General features: G+C 54.2%; 14 protein-coding genes and 3 pseudogenes. 6 read left to right on the top strand and 11 right to left on the bottom strand.

What is annotated here, in order from left to right; genetic code table 11:
* Nucleotides 1–164: 164 nt before the first annotated feature.
* Nucleotides 165–1,190, top strand: a complete 1,026-nt coding sequence (locus AC4PCC_RS10925) for an LLM class flavin-dependent oxidoreductase (protein WP_492127393.1) — start codon at nt 165–167, stop codon at nt 1,188–1,190.
* A 58-nt stretch (nt 1,191–1,248) separates the two neighbouring features.
* Here the strand turns inward: AC4PCC_RS10925 and AC4PCC_RS10920 are convergent, their stop codons facing one another.
* The 5 genes from AC4PCC_RS10920 to AC4PCC_RS10900 all read right to left on the bottom strand — a co-directional run bounded on the left by AC4PCC_RS10920 (nt 1,249) and on the right by AC4PCC_RS10900 (nt 4,284).
* Complete coding sequence (locus AC4PCC_RS10920) at nt 1,249–2,124, bottom strand: OBAP family protein (RefSeq protein ID WP_492127392.1); 876 nt, start codon at nt 2,122–2,124, stop codon at nt 1,249–1,251.
* 181 nt (nt 2,125–2,305) lie between these two features.
* On the bottom strand, nt 2,306–2,746 hold the full coding sequence (locus tag AC4PCC_RS10915) for an Hcp family type VI secretion system effector (protein ID WP_492127391.1): 441 nt from the start codon (nt 2,744–2,746) through the stop codon (nt 2,306–2,308).
* A gap of 32 nt (nt 2,747–2,778) precedes the next feature.
* The gene (locus AC4PCC_RS10910) at nt 2,779–2,979 is read right to left on the bottom strand and encodes a hypothetical protein (protein WP_492127390.1); all 201 of its coding nucleotides are present in this window, start codon (nt 2,977–2,979) and stop codon (nt 2,779–2,781) included.
* A gap of 2 nt (nt 2,980–2,981) precedes the next feature.
* Nucleotides 2,982–3,674 (bottom strand): hypothetical protein, encoded by a 693-nt coding sequence (locus tag AC4PCC_RS10905; RefSeq protein ID WP_492127389.1) that lies wholly within the window; start codon nt 3,672–3,674, stop codon nt 2,982–2,984.
* Between the two features lie 37 nt (nt 3,675–3,711).
* Complete coding sequence (locus AC4PCC_RS10900) at nt 3,712–4,284, bottom strand: recombinase family protein (RefSeq protein WP_492127388.1); 573 nt, start codon at nt 4,282–4,284, stop codon at nt 3,712–3,714.
* A 187-nt stretch (nt 4,285–4,471) separates the two neighbouring features.
* Here AC4PCC_RS10900 and AC4PCC_RS10895 point away from each other — a divergent pair.
* From AC4PCC_RS10895 to AC4PCC_RS10885, 3 pseudogenes are all read left to right on the top strand, one after another.
* Nucleotides 4,472–6,933: pseudogene (locus AC4PCC_RS10895) on the top strand (Tn3 family transposase).
* A 283-nt stretch (nt 6,934–7,216) separates the two neighbouring features.
* Nucleotides 7,217–7,357: pseudogene (locus AC4PCC_RS10890) on the top strand (hypothetical protein); the annotation flags it as partial.
* 36 nt (nt 7,358–7,393) lie between these two features.
* Nucleotides 7,394–7,630, top strand: a pseudogene (locus tag AC4PCC_RS10885) (Tn3 family transposase); the annotation flags it as partial.
* Between the two features lie 70 nt (nt 7,631–7,700).
* On the opposite strand, the gene AC4PCC_RS10880 reads toward AC4PCC_RS10885, so the two are convergent.
* The 5 genes from AC4PCC_RS10880 to AC4PCC_RS10860 all read right to left on the bottom strand — a co-directional run bounded on the left by AC4PCC_RS10880 (nt 7,701) and on the right by AC4PCC_RS10860 (nt 16,605).
* On the bottom strand, nt 7,701–8,273 hold the full coding sequence (locus AC4PCC_RS10880) for a TetR/AcrR family transcriptional regulator (RefSeq protein ID WP_492127387.1): 573 nt from the start codon (nt 8,271–8,273) through the stop codon (nt 7,701–7,703).
* A 230-nt stretch (nt 8,274–8,503) separates the two neighbouring features.
* Nucleotides 8,504–9,148, bottom strand: a complete 645-nt coding sequence (locus AC4PCC_RS10875; RefSeq protein ID WP_492127386.1) for a hypothetical protein — start codon at nt 9,146–9,148, stop codon at nt 8,504–8,506.
* 141 nt (nt 9,149–9,289) lie between these two features.
* Nucleotides 9,290–10,795 (bottom strand): MFS transporter, encoded by a 1,506-nt coding sequence (locus AC4PCC_RS10870; RefSeq protein ID WP_492127385.1) that lies wholly within the window; start codon nt 10,793–10,795, stop codon nt 9,290–9,292.
* A 239-nt stretch (nt 10,796–11,034) separates the two neighbouring features.
* Nucleotides 11,035–15,693 (bottom strand): ATP-dependent helicase, encoded by a 4,659-nt coding sequence (locus AC4PCC_RS10865; RefSeq protein WP_492127384.1) that lies wholly within the window; start codon nt 15,691–15,693, stop codon nt 11,035–11,037.
* 9 nt (nt 15,694–15,702) lie between these two features.
* On the bottom strand, nt 15,703–16,605 hold the full coding sequence (locus tag AC4PCC_RS10860; RefSeq protein ID WP_492127383.1) for an alpha/beta hydrolase: 903 nt from the start codon (nt 16,603–16,605) through the stop codon (nt 15,703–15,705).
* A gap of 133 nt (nt 16,606–16,738) precedes the next feature.
* Between AC4PCC_RS10860 and AC4PCC_RS10855 the strand changes: the two genes are divergently transcribed.
* Nucleotides 16,739–17,943 (top strand): IS3 family transposase gene (locus tag AC4PCC_RS10855; protein WP_492127382.1). Its coding sequence is split into 2 segments (ribosomal slippage): nt 16,739–17,066 and nt 17,066–17,943, totalling 1,206 coding nucleotides; the frame shifts between segments, so codons are not numbered across the junction.
* 63 nt (nt 17,944–18,006) lie between these two features.
* Nucleotides 18,007–18,591: a hypothetical protein gene (locus AC4PCC_RS10850; protein WP_492127381.1), complete on the top strand. Its 585-nt coding sequence runs from the start codon at nt 18,007–18,009 to the stop codon at nt 18,589–18,591.
* A gap of 243 nt (nt 18,592–18,834) precedes the next feature.
* On the opposite strand, the gene AC4PCC_RS10845 is transcribed toward AC4PCC_RS10850, so the two are convergent.
* Nucleotides 18,835–19,608: a hypothetical protein gene (locus AC4PCC_RS10845; protein WP_492127380.1), complete on the bottom strand. Its 774-nt coding sequence runs from the start codon at nt 19,606–19,608 to the stop codon at nt 18,835–18,837.
* Nucleotides 19,609–19,615 lie beyond the last annotated feature (7 nt).

The following is a 19,615-nucleotide window of genomic DNA, read 5'->3' as shown; positions in this document are numbered from 1 at the left end:
ATCTCCGGGACGGGTAAATTGTAATATAGCCTGAAATGATTTCACCCACATAGGGTTAAAATGGATCGTTATGTGCGCCCTTATCGAAGCGGGCTGTCAGCCTGAGAACGCAGCATGTATGCTAGTCTGTACTGAATCTGACCTGAGATAAAGGTAGCCCGACCATGAAAAAGATAGGCTTTTTGTCATTCGGCCACTGGACGCCCTCGGCGCAGTCGGCAACGCGTTCGGCTGCGGATGCGCTGCTCCAGTCCATCGACCTTGCCGTGGCCGCCGAAGAGCTGGGCGCGGACGGGGCTTATTTCCGCGTGCATCACTTTGCCCGCCAGCTTAGCGCGCCATTCCCGCTACTTGCGGCGGTGGCTGCCAGGACGAAGCGTATCGAGATTGGCACCGGCGTTATTGATATGCGCTACGAAAACCCGCTCTATATGGCGGAAGATGCGGGCGTGGCCGACCTGATCAGCGGAGGCCGGTTGCAGCTGGGGCTGAGCCGCGGTTCGCCGGAACAGGTTGTCGACGGCTGGCGTTATTTCGGTTTTGAGCCGCAGCAGGGTGAAAACGACGCGCAGATGGGCCGCAGGCACACCGAAGAGCTGCTGGAGGTGCTGCGTGGAGAGGGCTTTGCCAAACCCAATCCGCAGCCGATGTTTCCTAATCCGCCCGGATTACTGCGCCCGGAACCCTGGTCCGACGGACTGCGCGAACGTATCTGGTGGGGATCCGGCTCCGATGCTACCGCCGTATGGGCCGCAAAGCTGGGGATGAATCTGCAAAGCTCCACCCTGAAAGACGATGAAACCGGTGAGCCGTTCCATATTCAGCAGGCCAGGCAGATCCGCGCTTACCGGGCGGCGTGGAAAGAGGCGGGTCATCAACGCGAGCCGCGGGTGTCGGTCAGCCGCAGTATTTTTGCGCTGATGAACAGCACCGATCGCGCCTATTTTGGATCCAGCTGGGAGGGCGGCGATCAGATAGGCTATCTGGATGAGAAAACGCGGGCTATTTTTGGCCGTAGCTATGCAGCCGAGCCGGAAGCACTGATCGCTCAGCTGGCAAAGGATGAAGCGATTGCCGAGTCGGATACTCTGCTGTTAACTATCCCCAATCAGCTCGGCGTTGACTACTGTGCTCACGTGATGGAAGCCATCCTGACGCACGTCGCACCCGCGCTGGGCTGGCGCGAGTAAAAGAGCAGGGCGCCATCTGTTTCTCACCGAGCCGGGTTCGCAAGGAGCAGGGCGCCGGTCAGTTTCCCACCTTGCCGTGTTCGGTCTGTTCCGAGGTGGAGAAGCCGGTGGTGCCCTGGGCATGCTCACCGGCTGCGGACACCCTTTGTAACTGGATCGTTTGCCCTTTTTCCCATGCATCGGCTCCAGTGACGATGGGATGAGCCTGAATATCACTGCGCTGCTGGCGGATCTTCCGGGTATCCGTATCGAAGCGACGATCCCTGTCGGCAAGCAGTTTAGGATCCAGCTGCCCGTCGGCGGTAAAGCCCATCATCAGGGACGGAATGCCAAGCGGCAGCGTTTTGTCCCGATCGGTATGCCAGGTGTGCCAGGTTTTGCCGTAGGTATTTACCAGCTTTTTCATCAGTGAATTTTCAGCCGCCTCGGGCAGGCCGGGTGCAATCAGACTGCCGGATTTAACCTCGTAGCGATGACTGTGCCACAGCTTTTTCTCCTCGGGCGGCAGGCCCGCAAAGAGTTTTTCGCTGATAATGTATTCCACGCCCATCAAATGGGCATCACGCGTATTCCCGTCGTAGATAACCGCCTGCATTACATCGTCATTGAGCACGGTGACGTAATGATGCGCTTCCATCTGGCCATTTTTGTCGCCGTTATAAAAATGAAATCCGTCAAGATAGGCATTGATTGCGTCAACGGGCGGGCGCGACTGCATCACCGCTGCGCCTTTATCCAGCACCTCCAGCTTAGTGGATTCGGGGTTTCCCGGCGCGTGAACCTTAGGCGGCGTATTGCCCCCGCCGCAGCCGGTCAGTATCAGCAGCGAACTGAACAGGGCAGCGCAGGATAACGTGGCAGGTTTTCTCAAGGGGGAAGCAATTGTTCCGCGTGTTGGTGCGGAAAGGGGGATAATGTTATTAAGATCGGGCATCGTAATTCCTCTTACAGGCGTACCGCCGCTAAATTTGCTGTAAGTGTAACGGCGGTGAGGAATTGTGCGCCCGCAGGAGGGGATTTATGTGCGTCCGATCATATTTCACCTAACCATTAAAGGGGATGTATACAGCTTCAATAACGGGGCGACTTACTCAACTACAATATATCTGAATGCATCACCATTCTAAGAGTAAATCCAGCATGAAAGCTGGATTTAGGGGTCTGAAGGCCAATGGAACGAAAACATACATACCGTTAGGAGACAGGAATGGTGCGACCGTTGTGAATTTGACGTTTTCCAGAATGATATTGAAATACTCGGCCTCGATGCCCGATTCCAGAATACGGTACATCTTGATTGTCGCTTTCTTCATGGTCCGGCCTTCGCAGACAGCGCGATACAAAAGTGGTGTTGTCTGATCAAATTCTTTCACTATCGTTATAGGGCGGTGTACGCGCGTACCTGTAAGTTTTCCCCAGCTCGGGTCAACCGGAATAGTGACACCGTGAGAGAATGATTTTAACTCGATAGAACCCAGGCGAAGTGGCATCATGCAACTACCGACTATCGGAGAACCGTTCTCATCTTCAAGCCATAAATGTGCGGGTGTAGACATAATATTTACTTATAAATAAATTTACGATGATGCTAACGTTTGAACTTTACAATCTCGCATATTGATAAAACAACCATCACAAATACGAAAAATACGGGGATGAGCCAGATTGGGCTGTCAGGGAAAAATAAACCCTGAGCCAAAGCGAAAATTATTGTCAACACTGCCGGGCCATAATACGAAATCAATGAACTGAATACCCGACTGAAAAACCTTTTAATAAGATTCATCATGATTATCGAATCATCCTGGTGATGATGTCTGCAATACCATCATCCGATGCCCATTGTGCTTTAAATGCCTCAGCCCGCTGAAACAATGGCTCTATCAGGAAGTACATCATTTCTAGTTGTTGCATGTACAGTGCAGAGTAATAGGCTGGGTATTGGACATGTAGGCGATGGGCACTATCTGCCGCTTTCTGTACCACGCCGTATATGCCAATAGCCCCGACAACCCCGCCCGCTCTTCGCCCTGCCAGTGCACTGAGTTCAAGACTTAGATTCATACCTGCAGCGACAAATGATGCTGTTGCCAGAGCAAATCCAGCGTTTGTGAGTGAACTGGCGGCAATATGGATATTAACAGCCATAAGCATCTGTTTGATGCGCTCCAGTTGATCGGGGGTTTTATATTTAAATATTTCTTCGAAATATATTTTGAGCATGTCATACGCAACATTTCCATGTCGCAAAAGATAAATAACGCCGTTTTTGAATCGAATGTCTTCGGTCTTTTGTTTCTGGCAGACATCCTGATATTCATCGGTAAAGCAGGATGTGTAATACAGTGCTCGCGTTGCACCGGCACCTATCGTTTCAATCTGATTGGATACAGCCTTTCCTACGCCCGTTAATGCATGGTCGAGTTTTAACGCAAGAATTTTATTAGCCTGCAAATAACTGATAACTTCATTGCTGTAGTACATAACCGCTCCTTGCTTATTTTCATTAAATCCAGTTCCATTATTTTCCACGGGTAAGCGTCCGATAGACCGTGGGACGGGAGACGGAGAATAATTCAGCCAGATCGCTGATAGAGTACTCACCGCTTCCGTGCATCCTGCAAAGCTCTTTCTGCTGTTTATCTGACAGCTTCGGCTGCTTCCCTCGCAGTTTTCCTTTCGCCCGTGCGATGGCCATCCCTTCGCGCGTGCGGAGACGTATCAGATCGCCTTCAAACTCGGCAAACGTCGCCAGCACGTTGAAGAACATTTTCCCCATCGGGTCCGCCGGATCGTAGATGCTGGTTCCCAGTGCCAGCTTCACGCCTCTGGCCTGTAATGCATCTGCTATCTCCCGCGCATCAGGCACCGAACGCGCCAGGCGGTCAAGTTTGGGAACTACCAGTGTGTCACCACTGCGCACAGCGGCCAGCGCCTGATCCAGGCCGGGCCGCAGGCGATTTGAGCCGGTCAACCCTTTATCGATATAAATTCTGTCCAGGGAGACACCGAGTTTCACCAGCGCTTCCTGCTGAGCAGTCAAATCTTGCTTGTCGGTCGAACATCGTGCATAGCCGATCCGTATTTCTGTCATAAATATGTACGTTTAAGGGGCCATGAAAGAGATTGATGCCTTACCAGTTATATGAGACAACGTCATCAGTGATTTTATCTGAAACACCAAAATTTATTTTACTGTCCGTTGAACGATCCTCTTACGGACACGATTAATCGAGGTCAGGATGACAACTCGTGATACAGCAACAGGCAAAAGTTAACGACTGGCGGTTTTAAACAGGGCTGAGCAGGAAGCGCTGTATGGCCTCCCTGATTTCGATGATGCACAGCGGCTGAAATTTCTGGCGCTGGATGAATCCGAACTGGCGCTGGCCTGTAGTCGTCAGGGGCTTCCTGCCCAGATTTATTGCATTCTTCAGATCGCTTACTTTAAAGCCAAACACCTGTTTTTCCGCTTCGGGTGGAGTGATGTTAAGGACGACTGCAACTTTATCCTGAGCCGTTATTTTCATGGTGAGTCACTTCCGGACCAATCTCCTACTAAGCATGAACGCTATGCGCAGCGGGAAAAAATCTGCGCACTGTATGGTTATCGACCGTGGGCATCTTCGCTGTCTTCACAACTTGAGCAACAGGCTTCCCACATTGTTCACCGCGATGTAACTCCCGGTTTTGTCGCCACCGAGCTGATTATCTGGCTCAACGCGCATAAAATTATCCGGCCCGGTTAAACCACTCTCCAGGAGCTGGTAAGGAAGGTTCTTTCTGATGAAAGGCAACGGCTGGGACGTATTCTGACGGAACAGCTTGATGATAGCGCATGAGTGTAAAACCCGTCAGTAAACTGGCGCTACAGTGGCAGGCCGTGGACGGTATGACGGCATTAATCCGGCGTCACCTGCGACCATTATATCTGTCACTCGATCTCACCAGTGTGGTCCAGGACAGCCCTTGGGCTGAGGCGCTGAGCTGGCTAAGAATAGTGTTCAGCAAAAAGCAGACGCTTTCGCAGCGACCGGTGGCGGAATGCCCGTCAGAAACGTTACCAGCGCGGCTGCGCCCGTACCTGCTGGAATACGGTGAGGATGGTGAACCCACAGGCCTGAATGCCGGGCGCTATGAGTTCTGGTTATATCGTCAGATAAGAAAGCGTTTTCAGTCGGGTGAATTCCACCTCAACGACAGTCTCCGGCACCGCCATCTTTCTGATGAACTTGTACCGGAAGGGGAACAGGCCGCAGTGCTGGCTGAAATAAATATTCCCTTTCTGCAGAAACCGGTTAAAACGCAGCTAAAGGAGCTGTCGTCCGAACTGCACCGGCAATGGAAAGCGTTTAACCGTGAGTTGAAGCAGGGGAAACTGAAACATCTGGAATACGATAAAGAAACGCAGAAACTGACCTGGCATAAATCGGTGGTCAGTCACCATAAGGCACAGGAGACGCGTTTTTACGAGCAACTGCCATTCTGCGATGTGACCGATGTTTTCCGCTTTGTTAACGGACAGTGCCGGTTCCTCCCCGCCATGAAGCCACTGCAACCCCGTTATGCCAAAAAAGAAGCCGATGCAGACAGCCTGATAGCGGTCATCGTTGCTCAGGCGATGAATCATGGCAATCATGTCATGGCGAGAACCAGCGACATACCGTTCCATGTACTGGAGACCACGTACGAACAGTACCTCCGCCTGGCGTCGCTGCTCACGGCCAATGACTGTATCACCGATGCCATAGAGGCCCTGCCGGTTTTTCCACTCTATTCGTTTGATCCAGAGACACTTTATGGTGCCGTTGACGGACAGAAATTTGGTGTTGAGCGCCCAACAGTTAAGGCCAGGTATTCGCGTAAATACTTTGGTCGCGGTAAAGGTATGGTGGCTTACACGCTGCTGTGCAACCATATTCCGATTAACGGATACCTGATTGGCACAAACGACTACGAAGGCCATCATATTTTTGATATCTGGTACCGGAACACCTCAGCAGTGAAACCCTCGGCCATCACCGGTGACATGCACAGTATCAACAAAGCCAACTTTGCAATCCTGCACTGGTTTGGCCTTCGCTTTGAACCTCATTTTACTGATCTGAACAAGCAACGGCTGGAGTTGCACTGCACCAGAGACCCATCGGCATATAAAAATTGCCTGATTCAGCCTGCCGGACAGATAGACCTGAACCTTATAATCCGCGAAAAAAGCAACCTCGATCGCATCGTCGCCACGCTGGGGCTGAAAGAAATGACGCAGGGAACGCTGATCCGCAAATTGTGTACGTACACAACAACCAATCCGACAAGGCAGGCGGTATTTGAATATGACCGGCTGGTTCGCAGCATTTACACACTGAAGTATCTGCGAGACCCGCGACTGGAACGCAATATCCGTCGTTCCCAGAACCGGATTGAATCGTATCACCAACTACGTGCCGCAGTTGCCAAAGTCGGCGGAAAGAAGGAGTTAACTGGGAAAAATGACATTGAAACAGAGATCAGTAATCAATGCGGGCGGTTGATCTCCAACGCGATCGTTTATTACAACTCCGCGATCCTGTCACGACTACTGGAGCGACTGGAAGCAGAGGGTAACGACAAAGGTATTGAGAATCTGACCCGGATATCGCCGGTGGCCTGGCAACACATTTTGCTGAACGGGCATTATACCTTCCAGAATAGCAATGAAATTATTGACCTAGATGTGCTGGTCGCCGGGCTGAAACTGGGGTAACGGAAATTTCGGCGGTTCCGGCGTAGAACCCCGTTAAGAAACTAACCGTCTAAAATGTCGATACTTATGAGACTATATATTGGCCTAGTGGAAGCGAAGCTGCAAAATGCGACATCTGACTTTTTTGAACTGGATCTGAGTAAAAATCACTCACCTGTGAAATGGTTGCCATAGCGATTAACCATCGATGATTCAGGGAGTTGGGATGTTATCACCGGAGTAGACTTTTGATGACAGGGACGAGTGGCGTTTGCTTGCTGAAGAGCTTTCCCTGTTACCGGGAATGACCGATACAGGGCGACTGGGATTTGCCATTCAACTAAAATTCCGACAGGTACAGGGCCATTGCCCTGAGTCATTAAGCGATTTCCCTTCAGGTGTTGTGCATGCTATTGCTGGGCAGATCGGATGCACTCCGGTATCTCTTGAAAACTACCAGCTTCAGGGGCGGCAGGCTCAGCGGCACCGACAAAATGTGTGTGAAAAGGAAGAAGCCTCGTTGTACCCGCATTTGACGCCGATTTTAACCCGGGGGATCGACTGGGAGCTTATTGCACAACAGTATGACGAGATAATCAAATATACAGCGGCACTGAGAACCGGAACAGCCGAACCGGAGGCCATATTACGACGATTCACCCGCAATAACATTCAGCACCCAACCTATAAAGCACTCGCGGAGCTGGGCAAGGCGATGTACAAAAAATGCACTTAGCGTACGTTTTCGTACGGTTGGGCTTCAGACCCCTATTATCTGAATATTGCTGTCACAGTACCAACGCAATAAAGGCGTCAATATCGTCTATTGCCTGCTGACGTGCAGCGGCAGAAGGTGCCACTACCAGCTTATCGGAGTAGCCGTTAAGCAGTGCCGCCAGCTGGCGCGTGATGCGCTGGCTGGCTGTCACCCTGAACGCGCCGCTCGCTTCGCCGGTGATGATAATTTCGGTCAGAAACTGCTTCCACTGATGCATCAGCCGGTCGGCCAACGCGGCCCATGCCGCGTTATGCGCCGCCAGCTGCCACAGGGAAACATAGAGCTGCCAGACTGCATCCTGTCCCTCGGGAAGATAGTTATCCACCAGCGCTTTGAGCTTCTCTCCCGGCGGCAGGTGCGCAATGCGGGCTTTGACCTCCTCCAGCTCAGACAGCATAAAATGCGTCAGCGCCTCAATACAGAGCGCCTGCCAGTCGCGGAAGTAGTGATAGATATGACTGCGCGAGATACCCAGATGTTCCGTCAACTCGCGCGTTGTTACTTTCTCAACGCCTCTGACGATAAACAGTTCGATTGCCCCATCAAGGATTTTGCCTCTGAGCGTGTCAGCCATCTCTTTCATCTTTCTTCCTGTATAAGGAGCCAGTTTTGATATTGAGAATTATGGTAGTAGTTACGTTTTTTAGCTTATTTTTAATTTTTCTTTAACTTCCGTAGGGATGAACACTGACATATGTTTTGACAAAATTTCCCCCTCTAATCTGAGATTAGCGTCCGTTTCAGGTTTTTCGCACTTTATAAAATCATCATAAAATTTATTAAGTTTTCTGCAGGCAATGAATAATGGAGATGTTAGCGCTTCATCTTCTGTGTCAAAACTTTTTTTGCACAATTTTCTGCAATTTTGGCATTTGCTGCGGCTACCGTAATAATTTCCGAAACACCCTGTTTTTTGTACTGTTCAAAAAAAGTTGAAAATTCTTCCTGCACTTTATCCGCAGGGGCAGGCATCTCGGTATAAATAAGGGTATGTGCAAAATTATATCGACAACAGTTCCATGCAAACGTTCTTATCTTTTCTGTTATCCCCTGTGTTTGTAATTCGTCAAGGGACAGCGCAAAAGAATTTTGATTTATAAACAACTCATTATTACTATGAACCTCTCCTGATAAATTAAAACTCTCCCAATCAGTGTCCCCGCATTTCATTGCAGCCATGCCGAATTTTATCTTCAATACCTGCAAATCTTTCTCTAACCTGTTTGTCAACCCATAACCTGCTTCCAGACTACCCTCTATTTGGTTAATAAAACCGAATATCAAATCGTTCAGCTCAAGTTTTCTTTTATTGTCTGGTTCATTTGTGCCGTTTAACTCACTTTCTATCTTCAATAAATTGTTGTTAATGTCACTTATGTCACTTTTGTGATTTATGTTATTTGAACCATTATTATATAATCGATGACCAGATTTTAAACCTACTTGATTATTGTTCATAATACCTCCCTGGATATAACAAAAAAATTCCATTATAAATATAGACATTTCATCTCGCCGGGGCATTTTCCGGTATTTCCATTATTAATTCAATATCTTTTGCAACATCTTGATAGGCTGAACAGCAGTGAATCACTGGTTTTAGCTTTTCGCCCCGACCTGCTGCCGGATTTGAGGCTGTCTTAACATGTATCTCAACGCAACCAGACTACAGGCAACCAGAACTGTCGCGCCGACCAGCACCAGTCTGAATGCGCGATCAAAAGCCTCTCTTGCCAGCTCGGTCAGTATAGTGGCGTAGGGCTGACTCATTTCCCTGGCGATCAGCAGCGCTTCATCCAGGCTGTCATAGGCCTTCACGCCGTTAACTAACCCTTCCGGCAGGACAAGGATAGTGCTGTAGGCCGCCGTCATCAGCCCGCCCAGCAGGGTGACCCCCAGTACGCCACCCAGTTCCCAGGATACATCCTCTATGGCGGCGACCATCCCGGCTTTTTCCTCCGGCGTATTGAGCATGATCGCCGTTGAGGCCGCGGTCACCGGACCGCCAAGGCCGAATCCGAGGATAAACAGTGCAATCATCTGATATAACAGGCCGTTTTCAAAACTTAGCGCCAGGCAAATAATCCCCAGTGCGGTCAGACTCAGGCCACCCAGAATGATCCGCCGCTCACCGAGGCGCGGCAGCAGCATGCCAGCCAGCGTGGAGGAGAGCGCAGAAGCGATCGGAATAGGGAGAATGGTCAGCGCGGCCCTCAGCGGTGACAGATCCTGAACCAGCTGTAGCCGCTGGGTGAGTACCAGCTCGATACCGATCAGCACGATCATTGAGATAATGGCGACGGCGACCCCGGCGCTGAATCCCGCATTTTTGAACAGGGAGAAGTCGATCATAGGATGGGCTGACCGCCTCTGGCGTCTGACAAACAGCCCCATAAACAGGATACCGGTTAACCCGCTTACCGCCACGGCCGCCATCGAGGCATCCATTTTGCTCAGCTCTTTCAGCGCATAAATGACGCCGACCAGCCCGATCATGATCATCAGCGATCCGATCACATCACAAGGGCGTGTTGCGTCGCCCTCGATGCGGGGGATATAGAGCGCGGCGAATACGATGGCCACCAGCACCACCGGTACGTTAATCAGAAACACCGATCCCCACCAGAAATGCGCCAGCAATACGCCTCCGATTACCGGGCCAAGGGCGGCGGCGCCTGAAGCCACAGCGGACCAGATGCCGATGGCAAGCGCCCGTTCGCGCGGATTGGTAAAAACATGGCGTACGATGGAGAGTGTCGCAGGCATCATCATTGCTGCGCCCACCGCCAGAAATACGCGGGAGGCAATCAGGATCTCTGCGCTGGGTGAATAAGCCGCACAGAGTGATGCAGTGGCAAAGACGGGCAGGCCGCTCATAAAGAGTGTTTTATGGCCAATGCGATCGCTGAGCATTCCTGCGCCCGGCAGCAGGCAGGCCACGACCAGCGGATAGGCATTCACAATCCACAGTTTTTGCGAAGCCGTGGCGTCCAGTGCCTGGGTAAGCCGCGGCAGTGCGGTATAAAGAACAGACATATCAATGACAATAAGGAAAAGGGTGCTGGTGATGATCGCCAGTATCAGCCAGCGATTTTTGACGTACATGATTTTGCCTCAGATTGAAAGTATCCTGGTCCCGGATCAGGGTAATGCAGGCGGGTTTCCAGGTTCGATCGCTTCTTGCACCGCGCAGAAGGGCGGCGAAATAACGTTTGAGCAACCGCTCAAGCCGGAAAGTTACTTGAGCGGTTGCTCAAAGGCAAGGTGGATGAACCGGTTGTTTAGGTTGGATTGAGTTTGCAACAGGGGTAAGGCGCGTCTGTCAGACGGAAGGAAGGCGTGATTTAAGGGAACCAGCTGTAACCCTTTGGTACGCGAGAGAAGCCCACCGCTCGCAGCGCCGGAACCAGCGGGGAGCCGCCGACCGGTTTGCTATCCACCCGTTCCAGGGTAAATCTGAGCTGCCTGTCGCGCTTAAGCGCCACGGCCAGCGCAGCAATGGCCGCGCGCTCATCGCTGTCCTTTTCGGGGGTAAAGGTCAGTAGCTCTTTTCCGCCCTGAACCAGACAGAGCAGAAGCCGGCCATGGCAGATAACGATCAGCGAACCATTGCGGCGCGTGGGGCGGACCCCCTGTAGCGATGTTGGCCATGGGAGCGTAGCCCCAAAAGGATTAGCGGGATCGATGGCCGATAACGCCACGGCGAGAAGCCGGTCCGATCGCCTGTCCGCTACGGCTCGGAGTTTTTCGATCGTCGCATTATCGGCAAACTGGGCGCCGCCCAGCCCCTGAACAAAGCGACCCCGCAGCATGCGTCCGGCATCTTCAACGCCGCGCAGAACGGGTTGTAGGGCAGGGAAGCCGCCCGGCACCTGCTCGGATATCGCCGCCCCCCGGGCGATAACGCCATATCGATCCTGCATGTTCTCAACCCACGCCAGTACGCGCCGCGTTGGCGTTACGGTGTCACGAATAACCACAGACCAGCGTCCGGTCACACTGTTAATACCCGGCCCTGCACGCGGTGAGGGCGCTTTTGCTACCAGATGGGTATGTCCACGACGGCTGCGTAGCACCCGATGGGCGCGTCCACGCTGGGTCGGCAAGGGGCTCGTTAGCGCACGCAGCGCAGCCCAGGTATCGGTGGTAATGTAGCCAGACCACACCAGCTGCCACATCGCCCCGGCAACCTCTTCCGGGTCGCTCTCTTCCAGCTGCGCCAGGATCTGACGCATAAAATACGCCCCGCCGTTAGCCAGTATCTTCATAATGGCCTGCTGAAGCGGCGTCTGGATCCCCGTTCCTTCTGCCGCTTCCACGGAGACGGGTAGCGTTTCGGCTGCAAATTCGCTGATATGCAGGGAAACCAGACCGTCATGACCGGCCAGCGCCTGCTCTCCGGTCCAGACCACCTCGCCGGTGGCGAGCAGCTCATCCAGCATGGAAGGCTGATAGTCCCGCACGCGCGCGGGTAAAATCTGCGTCTCCCACTGAGAAGCAGGAAGTGCAACGCCTGCCAGCTGCTCAATGACGCGCGCAACGCCGTTGGTCCCGGTATAGACGCCCTCCGCGACGCCATCCTGGTGTGGGATCCCCTCGCCGATCAGCCCCTGCCGCATTAGCAGCGACGTGACCCAGGCCTCCTGCGAAACCGGGCGCGTTGCCTCGCGGGCAGCCTGCAGGGAGCGTACACGCATTCGTCGAAACACCTCCTGAGCCACCCACTGTTCAGCGGGGGATGCATCTTCCGACAGGTTAAAGTTACCCTTTAGCACCTTTCCCTGTTCCCGCAGGCGTTCCAGCTCTGCGTCCGCTACCGCGACACCCAGCCCGAATCCTGAGGCAACGTCCTGGCTGCTGAACAGCGTATGGGTGCGCGCGTAGCGGCCAATCAGGTCCCGCAGCGGATGCGACACCGGTTCCAGAAAGGCCGCAGGAACAGACGCAGGCAGCAGGGTGCCCAGTGCATCGCGCAGTCGGGCAGCATCCTCAACGGATGCCCAGCACGGCTTACCGGCTATCGTGACCTGAATGATACGCCGGGCATCTGCCAGTACCCGCAGGCACTCCGCTGCCGTCTGATCTTCAGCCTCAAAGCGCCGATTCATCTCCCCGGACGAGAGCGGGCCCAGCTCGCGCAGCAGATCCGCCAGGCCTTCACTGCTGGCGACCCGGTACTCTGGCGTCAGTCGCTGTAGCTGCTGTTCAATGACAGAGACAACACCGGCATCAAGCAGCCCGGCCATATCCACCTGTCCCAGCAGTTCACCGAGCAGGCCGCTATCGAGGGCAAGGAGGGAGGCGCGCCGCTCTGCCGAGGGGGCATCGGTGGCGTACATAAATTCGGCGACATAGCCGAACAGCAGTGGCGCAGCAAAGGGCGAGGGCACCTCCGTGGTCACTTCGGCAAACTGGATCTCGTTCTGCTGGATCCTCCCCATCACCCCGTGCAGCGCCGGAAGGTCGTAGACATCCTGCAGACATTCACGCGCGGTCTCAATCAGTACCGGAAAATCAGCATATTCACGCGCCACCTCGAGCAGCTGACCCGCGCGAAGACGCTGCTGCCAGAGCGGCGAACGTTTGCCGGGGTTGCGCCGTGGCAGCAGCAGCGCGCGGGAGGCGCACTCGCGAAAACGGGCGGCAAACAGAGCGGAGCTGCCGACTGCATCGGCAACGGTGCGCTGAAGCTGCTCCGGTTCAAACAGGAAAAGCTCAGCGCCTGGAACCCGGCCGGCCGTATCAGGAAAGCGGGCAATGATGCCATCATCGCTGGCGACCACCGAGCCTTCCAGCCTCAGATCCGTGCGGATGCGCTCGGCCACGGCCAGCCCCCACGGACTGTTCACCCGCTTTCCCCAGGGGGAGTGGAGAATGACCCGCCAGTCGCCGCTCTCATCGCGGCAGCGTTCAATCAGTAGCGTCCGGTCAGTGGGGATCACCCCGGTAGCCTGATGCTGTTCATCGACCAGCGCCAGAATATTTTGCACCGCATAGCGATCCAGCCCGCTACGCGACAGCACCTTTTCGACCGCGCGCAGACCATGCTTAGCGGCCATCTGTTCTTCAACATACCGCAGGAAAGCCCCGGTCGATTCACCCAGCTCGGCGGATCGCCCCGGGCCTTCGCCGCGCCAGAAGGGTAGGCGGGCAGAACGGCCCGGGGCGGGAACCACTACCACCTGATCGTGAGTGATCTGCTGGATGCGCCAGGAGCTTGCCCCCAGCGTGATGATGTCATTCAGACGGGATTCATACACCATCTCCTCATCCAGCTCACCGACGCGGCGTGAACCCGCCTGCTCCTCACCTTCGGGTAAGACTACGCTAAACATGCCGCGATCCGGGATGGTGCCACCGCTGGTGACGGCCAGATGCTGCGCACCTGGTCGGGGAGTCAGCATACCGCTGTCGCGGTCCCAAACAATCCGCGGGCGAAACTGGGCGAACGCATCAGAAGGGTATTTCCCGGATAGCATATCCAGCGTGGCATCAAATGCGCCGCGCGGCAGCGTCTTAAAGGGATCCGCACGGCGTACAGTGCAGTACCAGTCATCAACGTGCAGGGGATCCATGGCCACGGCAGCAATAGTCTGCTGGGCCAGTATATCCAGCGGATTACGCGGTGGCGCGATTGCCTCCAGCTGACCGGAAAGCATGCAGTTAACCGTTACCGTCGCATCCACCAGATCGCGCCGGGTACGCGGGAAAATTACCCCGGATGAGATGCCGCCCACCTGGTGGCCAGCCCGACCCACGCGCTGGAGTGCGCTGGCGACGGAGGGCGGTGACCCTACCTGAATCACCAGGTCAACCAGCCCCATGTCAATGCCCAGTTCCAGGCTGGAGGTGGCTACCACGCAGCGGAGTTCTCCCGCTTTCAGGGCCGATTCAATCACCCGGCGCTGCTCTTTTGAAACCGAACCGTGGTGCGAACGGGCGATGACCGGCGCGGTTTCCTCTTCGCTCTGTGTGGCGCCGCCGCTGCGCGAGCCATACTGAAAGGCCTGAGTTGAGGCTTCAGGTACCTGGCTGAGCCGCATGGCGTAGCGCTCATTAAGGCGGGCGGTGAGTTTTTCAGCCAGCCCCCGGGAGTTGGTAAAAACCAGCGTCGCGCGGCATGCCAGCACCCGGTCGAGAATGCTGGCTTCCACATGGGGCCATATCGAACCCGCCGCACCGCTCTCCTGCGCGCTGTCCGGGCGCGTCGGACGGCTGGAGATATCCGTCATATCTTCCACCGGCACGATAATTTTCATATTCAGCTGGCGGTCAGAGGCGGGATTCACGATGGTGGTCTGCTGCAAACCGCCGAGGAAGGCGGCGACGGGGCCAACCGGGCGCACCGTGGCGGAGAGGCCGATCCGCTGAGCGGGCGCCGGGAGCAGCGCGTCGAGTCTTTCCAGACTCAGGGCAAGCTGTGACCCCCGTTTACTGCCCGCCACGGCGTGGACCTCATCAAGGATGACGGTGGTGACGTCGCGCAGCGTCTCTCGCGCTTTCGACGTCAGCATTAAAAAAAGGGATTCCGGCGTGGTGATCAGGATATCCGGCGGACGCCGCAGCAGTTTGCCTCGCTCAGCAGTGGAAGTGTCACCGGATCGCAACCCAACGCTAATGCTGATTTCAGGGGCGCCCATTCTGCTGCGCTGCCCGGTGACGCCCTCGAGCGGAAGCCGCAGGTTACGCTCGACGTCGGCAGCCAGGGCTTTGACCGGGGAGAGATAAAGGATGCGCGTGGTCGTCCTGCCCGCCTTTTTACCGGCTTCTGTGGCTATCTGACGCTCTGCAAAAAGGGCATCTATGGCATAGAGAAAGGCGGCCAGCGTTTTGCCCGACCCGGTAGGGGCGATAACCAGGCAGCTACTGCCCAAAGCAATAGCCTGCCAGGCGGCCCGCTGAACGGGCGTCGGGGCAGGGAAAGCGGAACGAAACCAGGCCTGAACGGGCGCGGAAAACCGATTCAGCGGATCTGTTTCAGATTGCGTATCCAGCTCAGGCATGACACTCCTCTACCCCTGATGCAGCCATTTTTCATATTTTTCCGGCCAGGCCACCGTCGGCGTACCGGGTTTTCCCATGCCGAACCCGTGACCCCCGCTGGAATAACGGTGCATCCCGACCGGCACATGCGCTTGCTCGCAGGCCGCCGCCATTATCAGCGTATTATGCGGATCTGAGATGGGATCGTCCTCGGCCTGAACCAGAAACACCGGCGGGGTTTGCCTGGTAACATAATTTTGCACCGACCAGGCCGCTTCTGCAGAGGCCGAAGCCTCTGGCCCAACCATAATTTTATGCGTTGAGGTATGAGTATAGGGCTTTTCCAGCGTGATAACCGGGTAAATCAGCGCAATACGATCGGCATGGACAGGCGCGTTGTCCAGTGCATCACGCGCGGGGTAGGACGCAAAATCAGTACGCGTCGCCGCCATCCCAAGCAAATGCCCCCCGGCGGAGAAGCCTAAAACGCTAACGTGCTTTTCATGCTGTCGGACAATCCTCAGCGCCCGCTGGGCATCCTGAAAGGCCACCACGCTTCCGTCTTTCCAGCCTTCGGCAGGCAGCCTGTAGGTCAGCACCCAGGCCGTATAGCCACGAGCGGTAAGCCACTTTGCGGCGGGCCAGGCTTCCGGGCCCATTTCGATTCTTTTATAACCGCCGCCGGCCGCAATCAGCACCGCCTTACCGTTCGGAACGGCAGGCGTGAAGCGGGTGAGCAGGGGACGGCTCACATGGGTCAGGGCACCTTTGCCTGAGAGATCGGCGCTGCCGGCTGGGCCGCCACCCCCGGGCGGATTACCGTCCCACAAGGGAATTTCACTGTGTTGTCCTGACGGGCTGGCCTGTAAAATGCCCGCCCGGACGGCGATGAATGTAGCAGCAACACCGGTGAGAAAATGACGACGATTCATAGTTCACTCCTGGTCTTAGGGAATGCTATTTCACTACAGTAATAGATTAGCCCCATAGATCACCAGACACTTCGCCTCTCTTAAAATAAGAGGTAGTCTTGGAACTATGTTTAACACCAGTCAGAATAATAAGATGGTTGAAGTGTTATCAGGACCTGAGCGGCGTCGGCGTCGTACACCGCAGGAAAAAATTGCCATTATTCAGCAGACTATGGAACCCGGTATGACCGTGTCTCATGTCGCGCGCCTGCATGGCATCAATGCAAACCAGATATTCAAATGGCGCAAGCAATATGAAGACGGCTCGCTGACGGCTGTTGCATCGGGCGAGGAAGTGGTGCCGGCCTCCGAGCTCGCTGCCGCCAATAAGCAAATCCGCGAACTCCAGCGCCTTCTGGGCAAAAAGACGATGGAAGCCGAGATCCTTAAAGAGGCCGTGGAGTTCGGTCGGGCAAAAAAATGGATTGCGCATGCGCCCTTGTTGCCCGGGGACGACGACTAACCTACGTCTGCCGGAGTATTGGTGTGTCGCGTGCGCAACTGAGCATCCGGGTTCACCGGCCATCTGACTGGCAGGATCACAGACGGCAGCCCCGTTCTGACGATACCACCGTATTGTCCCGGATAAACATGGCGGTGGCTGACCTGCCGACGTATGGTTATCGCCGTGTGTGGGCACTGCTGCGACGGGAGTCAGAGCGGGACGGCCTGCCTGTGGTTAATGCGAAGCGGGTGTATCGCATTATGAGAACACATAATCTGCTTCTTGAACGTAAACCCGCTGATCCTTGCCGTAAGCGGGCCCATAAGGGGCGCGTAGCAGTAGCTGAAAGTAACCGGCGCTGGTGCTCAGATGGCTTTGAGTTCCGCTGTGATAATGGCGAAAAGCTGCGGGTGACCTTCGCGCAGGACTGCTGCGACAGGGAGATCATTGACTGGGCAGCGAGCACCGGAGGCTATGACAAAGAAACGGTGCAGGATGTCATGCTGGGTGCGGTGGAAAAACGCTTCGGAAGGCAGTTGCCAACAGAGTCGCTGGAGTGGCTGACGGATAACGGTTCAGCCTACAGGGCTCATGAAACGCGGGCGTTCGCCCGATTGCTGGGACTGGAGCCTTGCACGACAGCAGTGCGAAGCCCGGAAAGCAACGGCATAGCAGAAAGCTTCGTGAAGACGATAAAACGGGACTACATCAGCATCATGCCGAAACCGGACAGTCAGGCAGCGGTGATGAATCTGGCGGTGGCGTTCAGTCATTACAACGAACATCATCCGCATAGTGCACTGGGATATCGCTCACCGCGGGAATATATACGCAGGAAGTTATCGCAATCGTAAGAGAGCAAAAACGTCTGGATATATAGGGTCAAATCCAAGTAATCAGGACATAATGTGAAGTAAATGGTGCGGTATGTTACATCGTGCAAGCGGGCGTTGCGGGGGGCAGAATTCGCACTGGAAGGGCGGAATGAGCAATGTAATGACTGGGCAGCACACACCAGTAATGCCTGTACGGATAAGGGGGACTGGGTCAATTCTTACAATCCTAACTGCAGTGGCGTGGAGTACGGTCGTCTGATTGAAGAGACCGCAGATTTCAACAATGCTGTGTCGGCGGTCATTGACTGGGTGGAAAAAAACAGCAGCTGGGAGGAAACACTGCTGGTTGTAACGACAGACCACGATAACGGGATGCCTATGGGACCTGATGCGCAAAAATCGGCCTTTCAGGCCGTCATCAATAAGGGCAAAGGCCATATGCCTGGTATCTCATTCCGTCCTACGGGAAATCATTCAAACTCGCTGGTTCCTTTATGGGCGAAAGGCGTCGGGGCCGAGGCGTTTAATGCCAGAGTACGAGGTACGGATGCAGGTTATGCAAGATATGTTGGACTGAATGATGGCAAGTTTATTGATAATACGGACGTTTACCGGGTTGTGAAAGCCGCGCTGGAAGGCAACGTGGTGGATAAAAACACCCCGTAAGATGTGTAAAAGTCGCTCCTGTAGAATTATCAGGGGCGACAATATCAATATCATCACCATTAGTAGAGGCGACAAATCTCAGGATTTCATGTAGCGTTACCTTGGTGCGCATAATGTATATTAATTAAAATTAAATTCTAAATCCGCCACGCGTTATTTTGCGTGGGCGATTCATCTTATGAGATCCAGAATGTTTACGGAAATTACGTTTAGAACTTTTACGAGACATACGACGACGTTTCATTATTTAGATCCTTTCATTGCTTTAATTAAGCGCCGCTGGTAATCAGTTGGTATCAACGGCGGTGTGGAATGTTTTACCTTTTTTGCAGAACTTTGAGGGCCTGGCCCAAGACTTGGATAATCCCGTTGAAAAGAGCGAAGAAAAGTATTAAGAATACCGATATTACCACCGCGAGAAGCATCCATATTGACACGAGCACTCTCCTTTCCTATTGGAGTTTGTAAATAATCACTCATCACTTTGTCTTGCATCGTCTGGTACTTAGTTCTGACAGACTGAGCAGACGACAACCCAGTGTTGGCCTCCAGATTAGATCGGCGCGCAGCTTCTGTCAAAACTTGCTGACCGATCAGCGAATTCTGAACATCCATGTTTTTAACCTGGGCGTCTTTAACACGAACGTCAGCAGCACTAGATTGAGTCTGCATGTCCTGTAATCTGATACTTGAGATAGCCTGTTGTAGGGCAGTTTGTTGTTGACGACGAGCTGTAATAGCTTGTGACGCAGAGTTAACGCCCTGAGATGCCTGAGAGTAGCCTGATGTATCGGCGACGGCACCAGAGGGCTGTGAGGCGGCCTGTAGGGCGCCATTGGTTGCGGCAAGGATAGGATTCATGCCGGCTTTGCGTAAATCCTCAGTACGGCGTTGTACAGCGGTATTAGACATCTTCTCTTGCCACTCGCGATTGCGATTAGCTTCACGATTAGCAGCGGCAGCAGAAGCAAGACCGCCAGCACCACCGACTAAGGCTCCTAAGATTTCACCAAACATAAATCAC

The organism is Erwinia sp. L03-1 (assembly GCF_058686115.1).
This window is presented reverse-complemented; position numbering and strand designations above follow the sequence as displayed.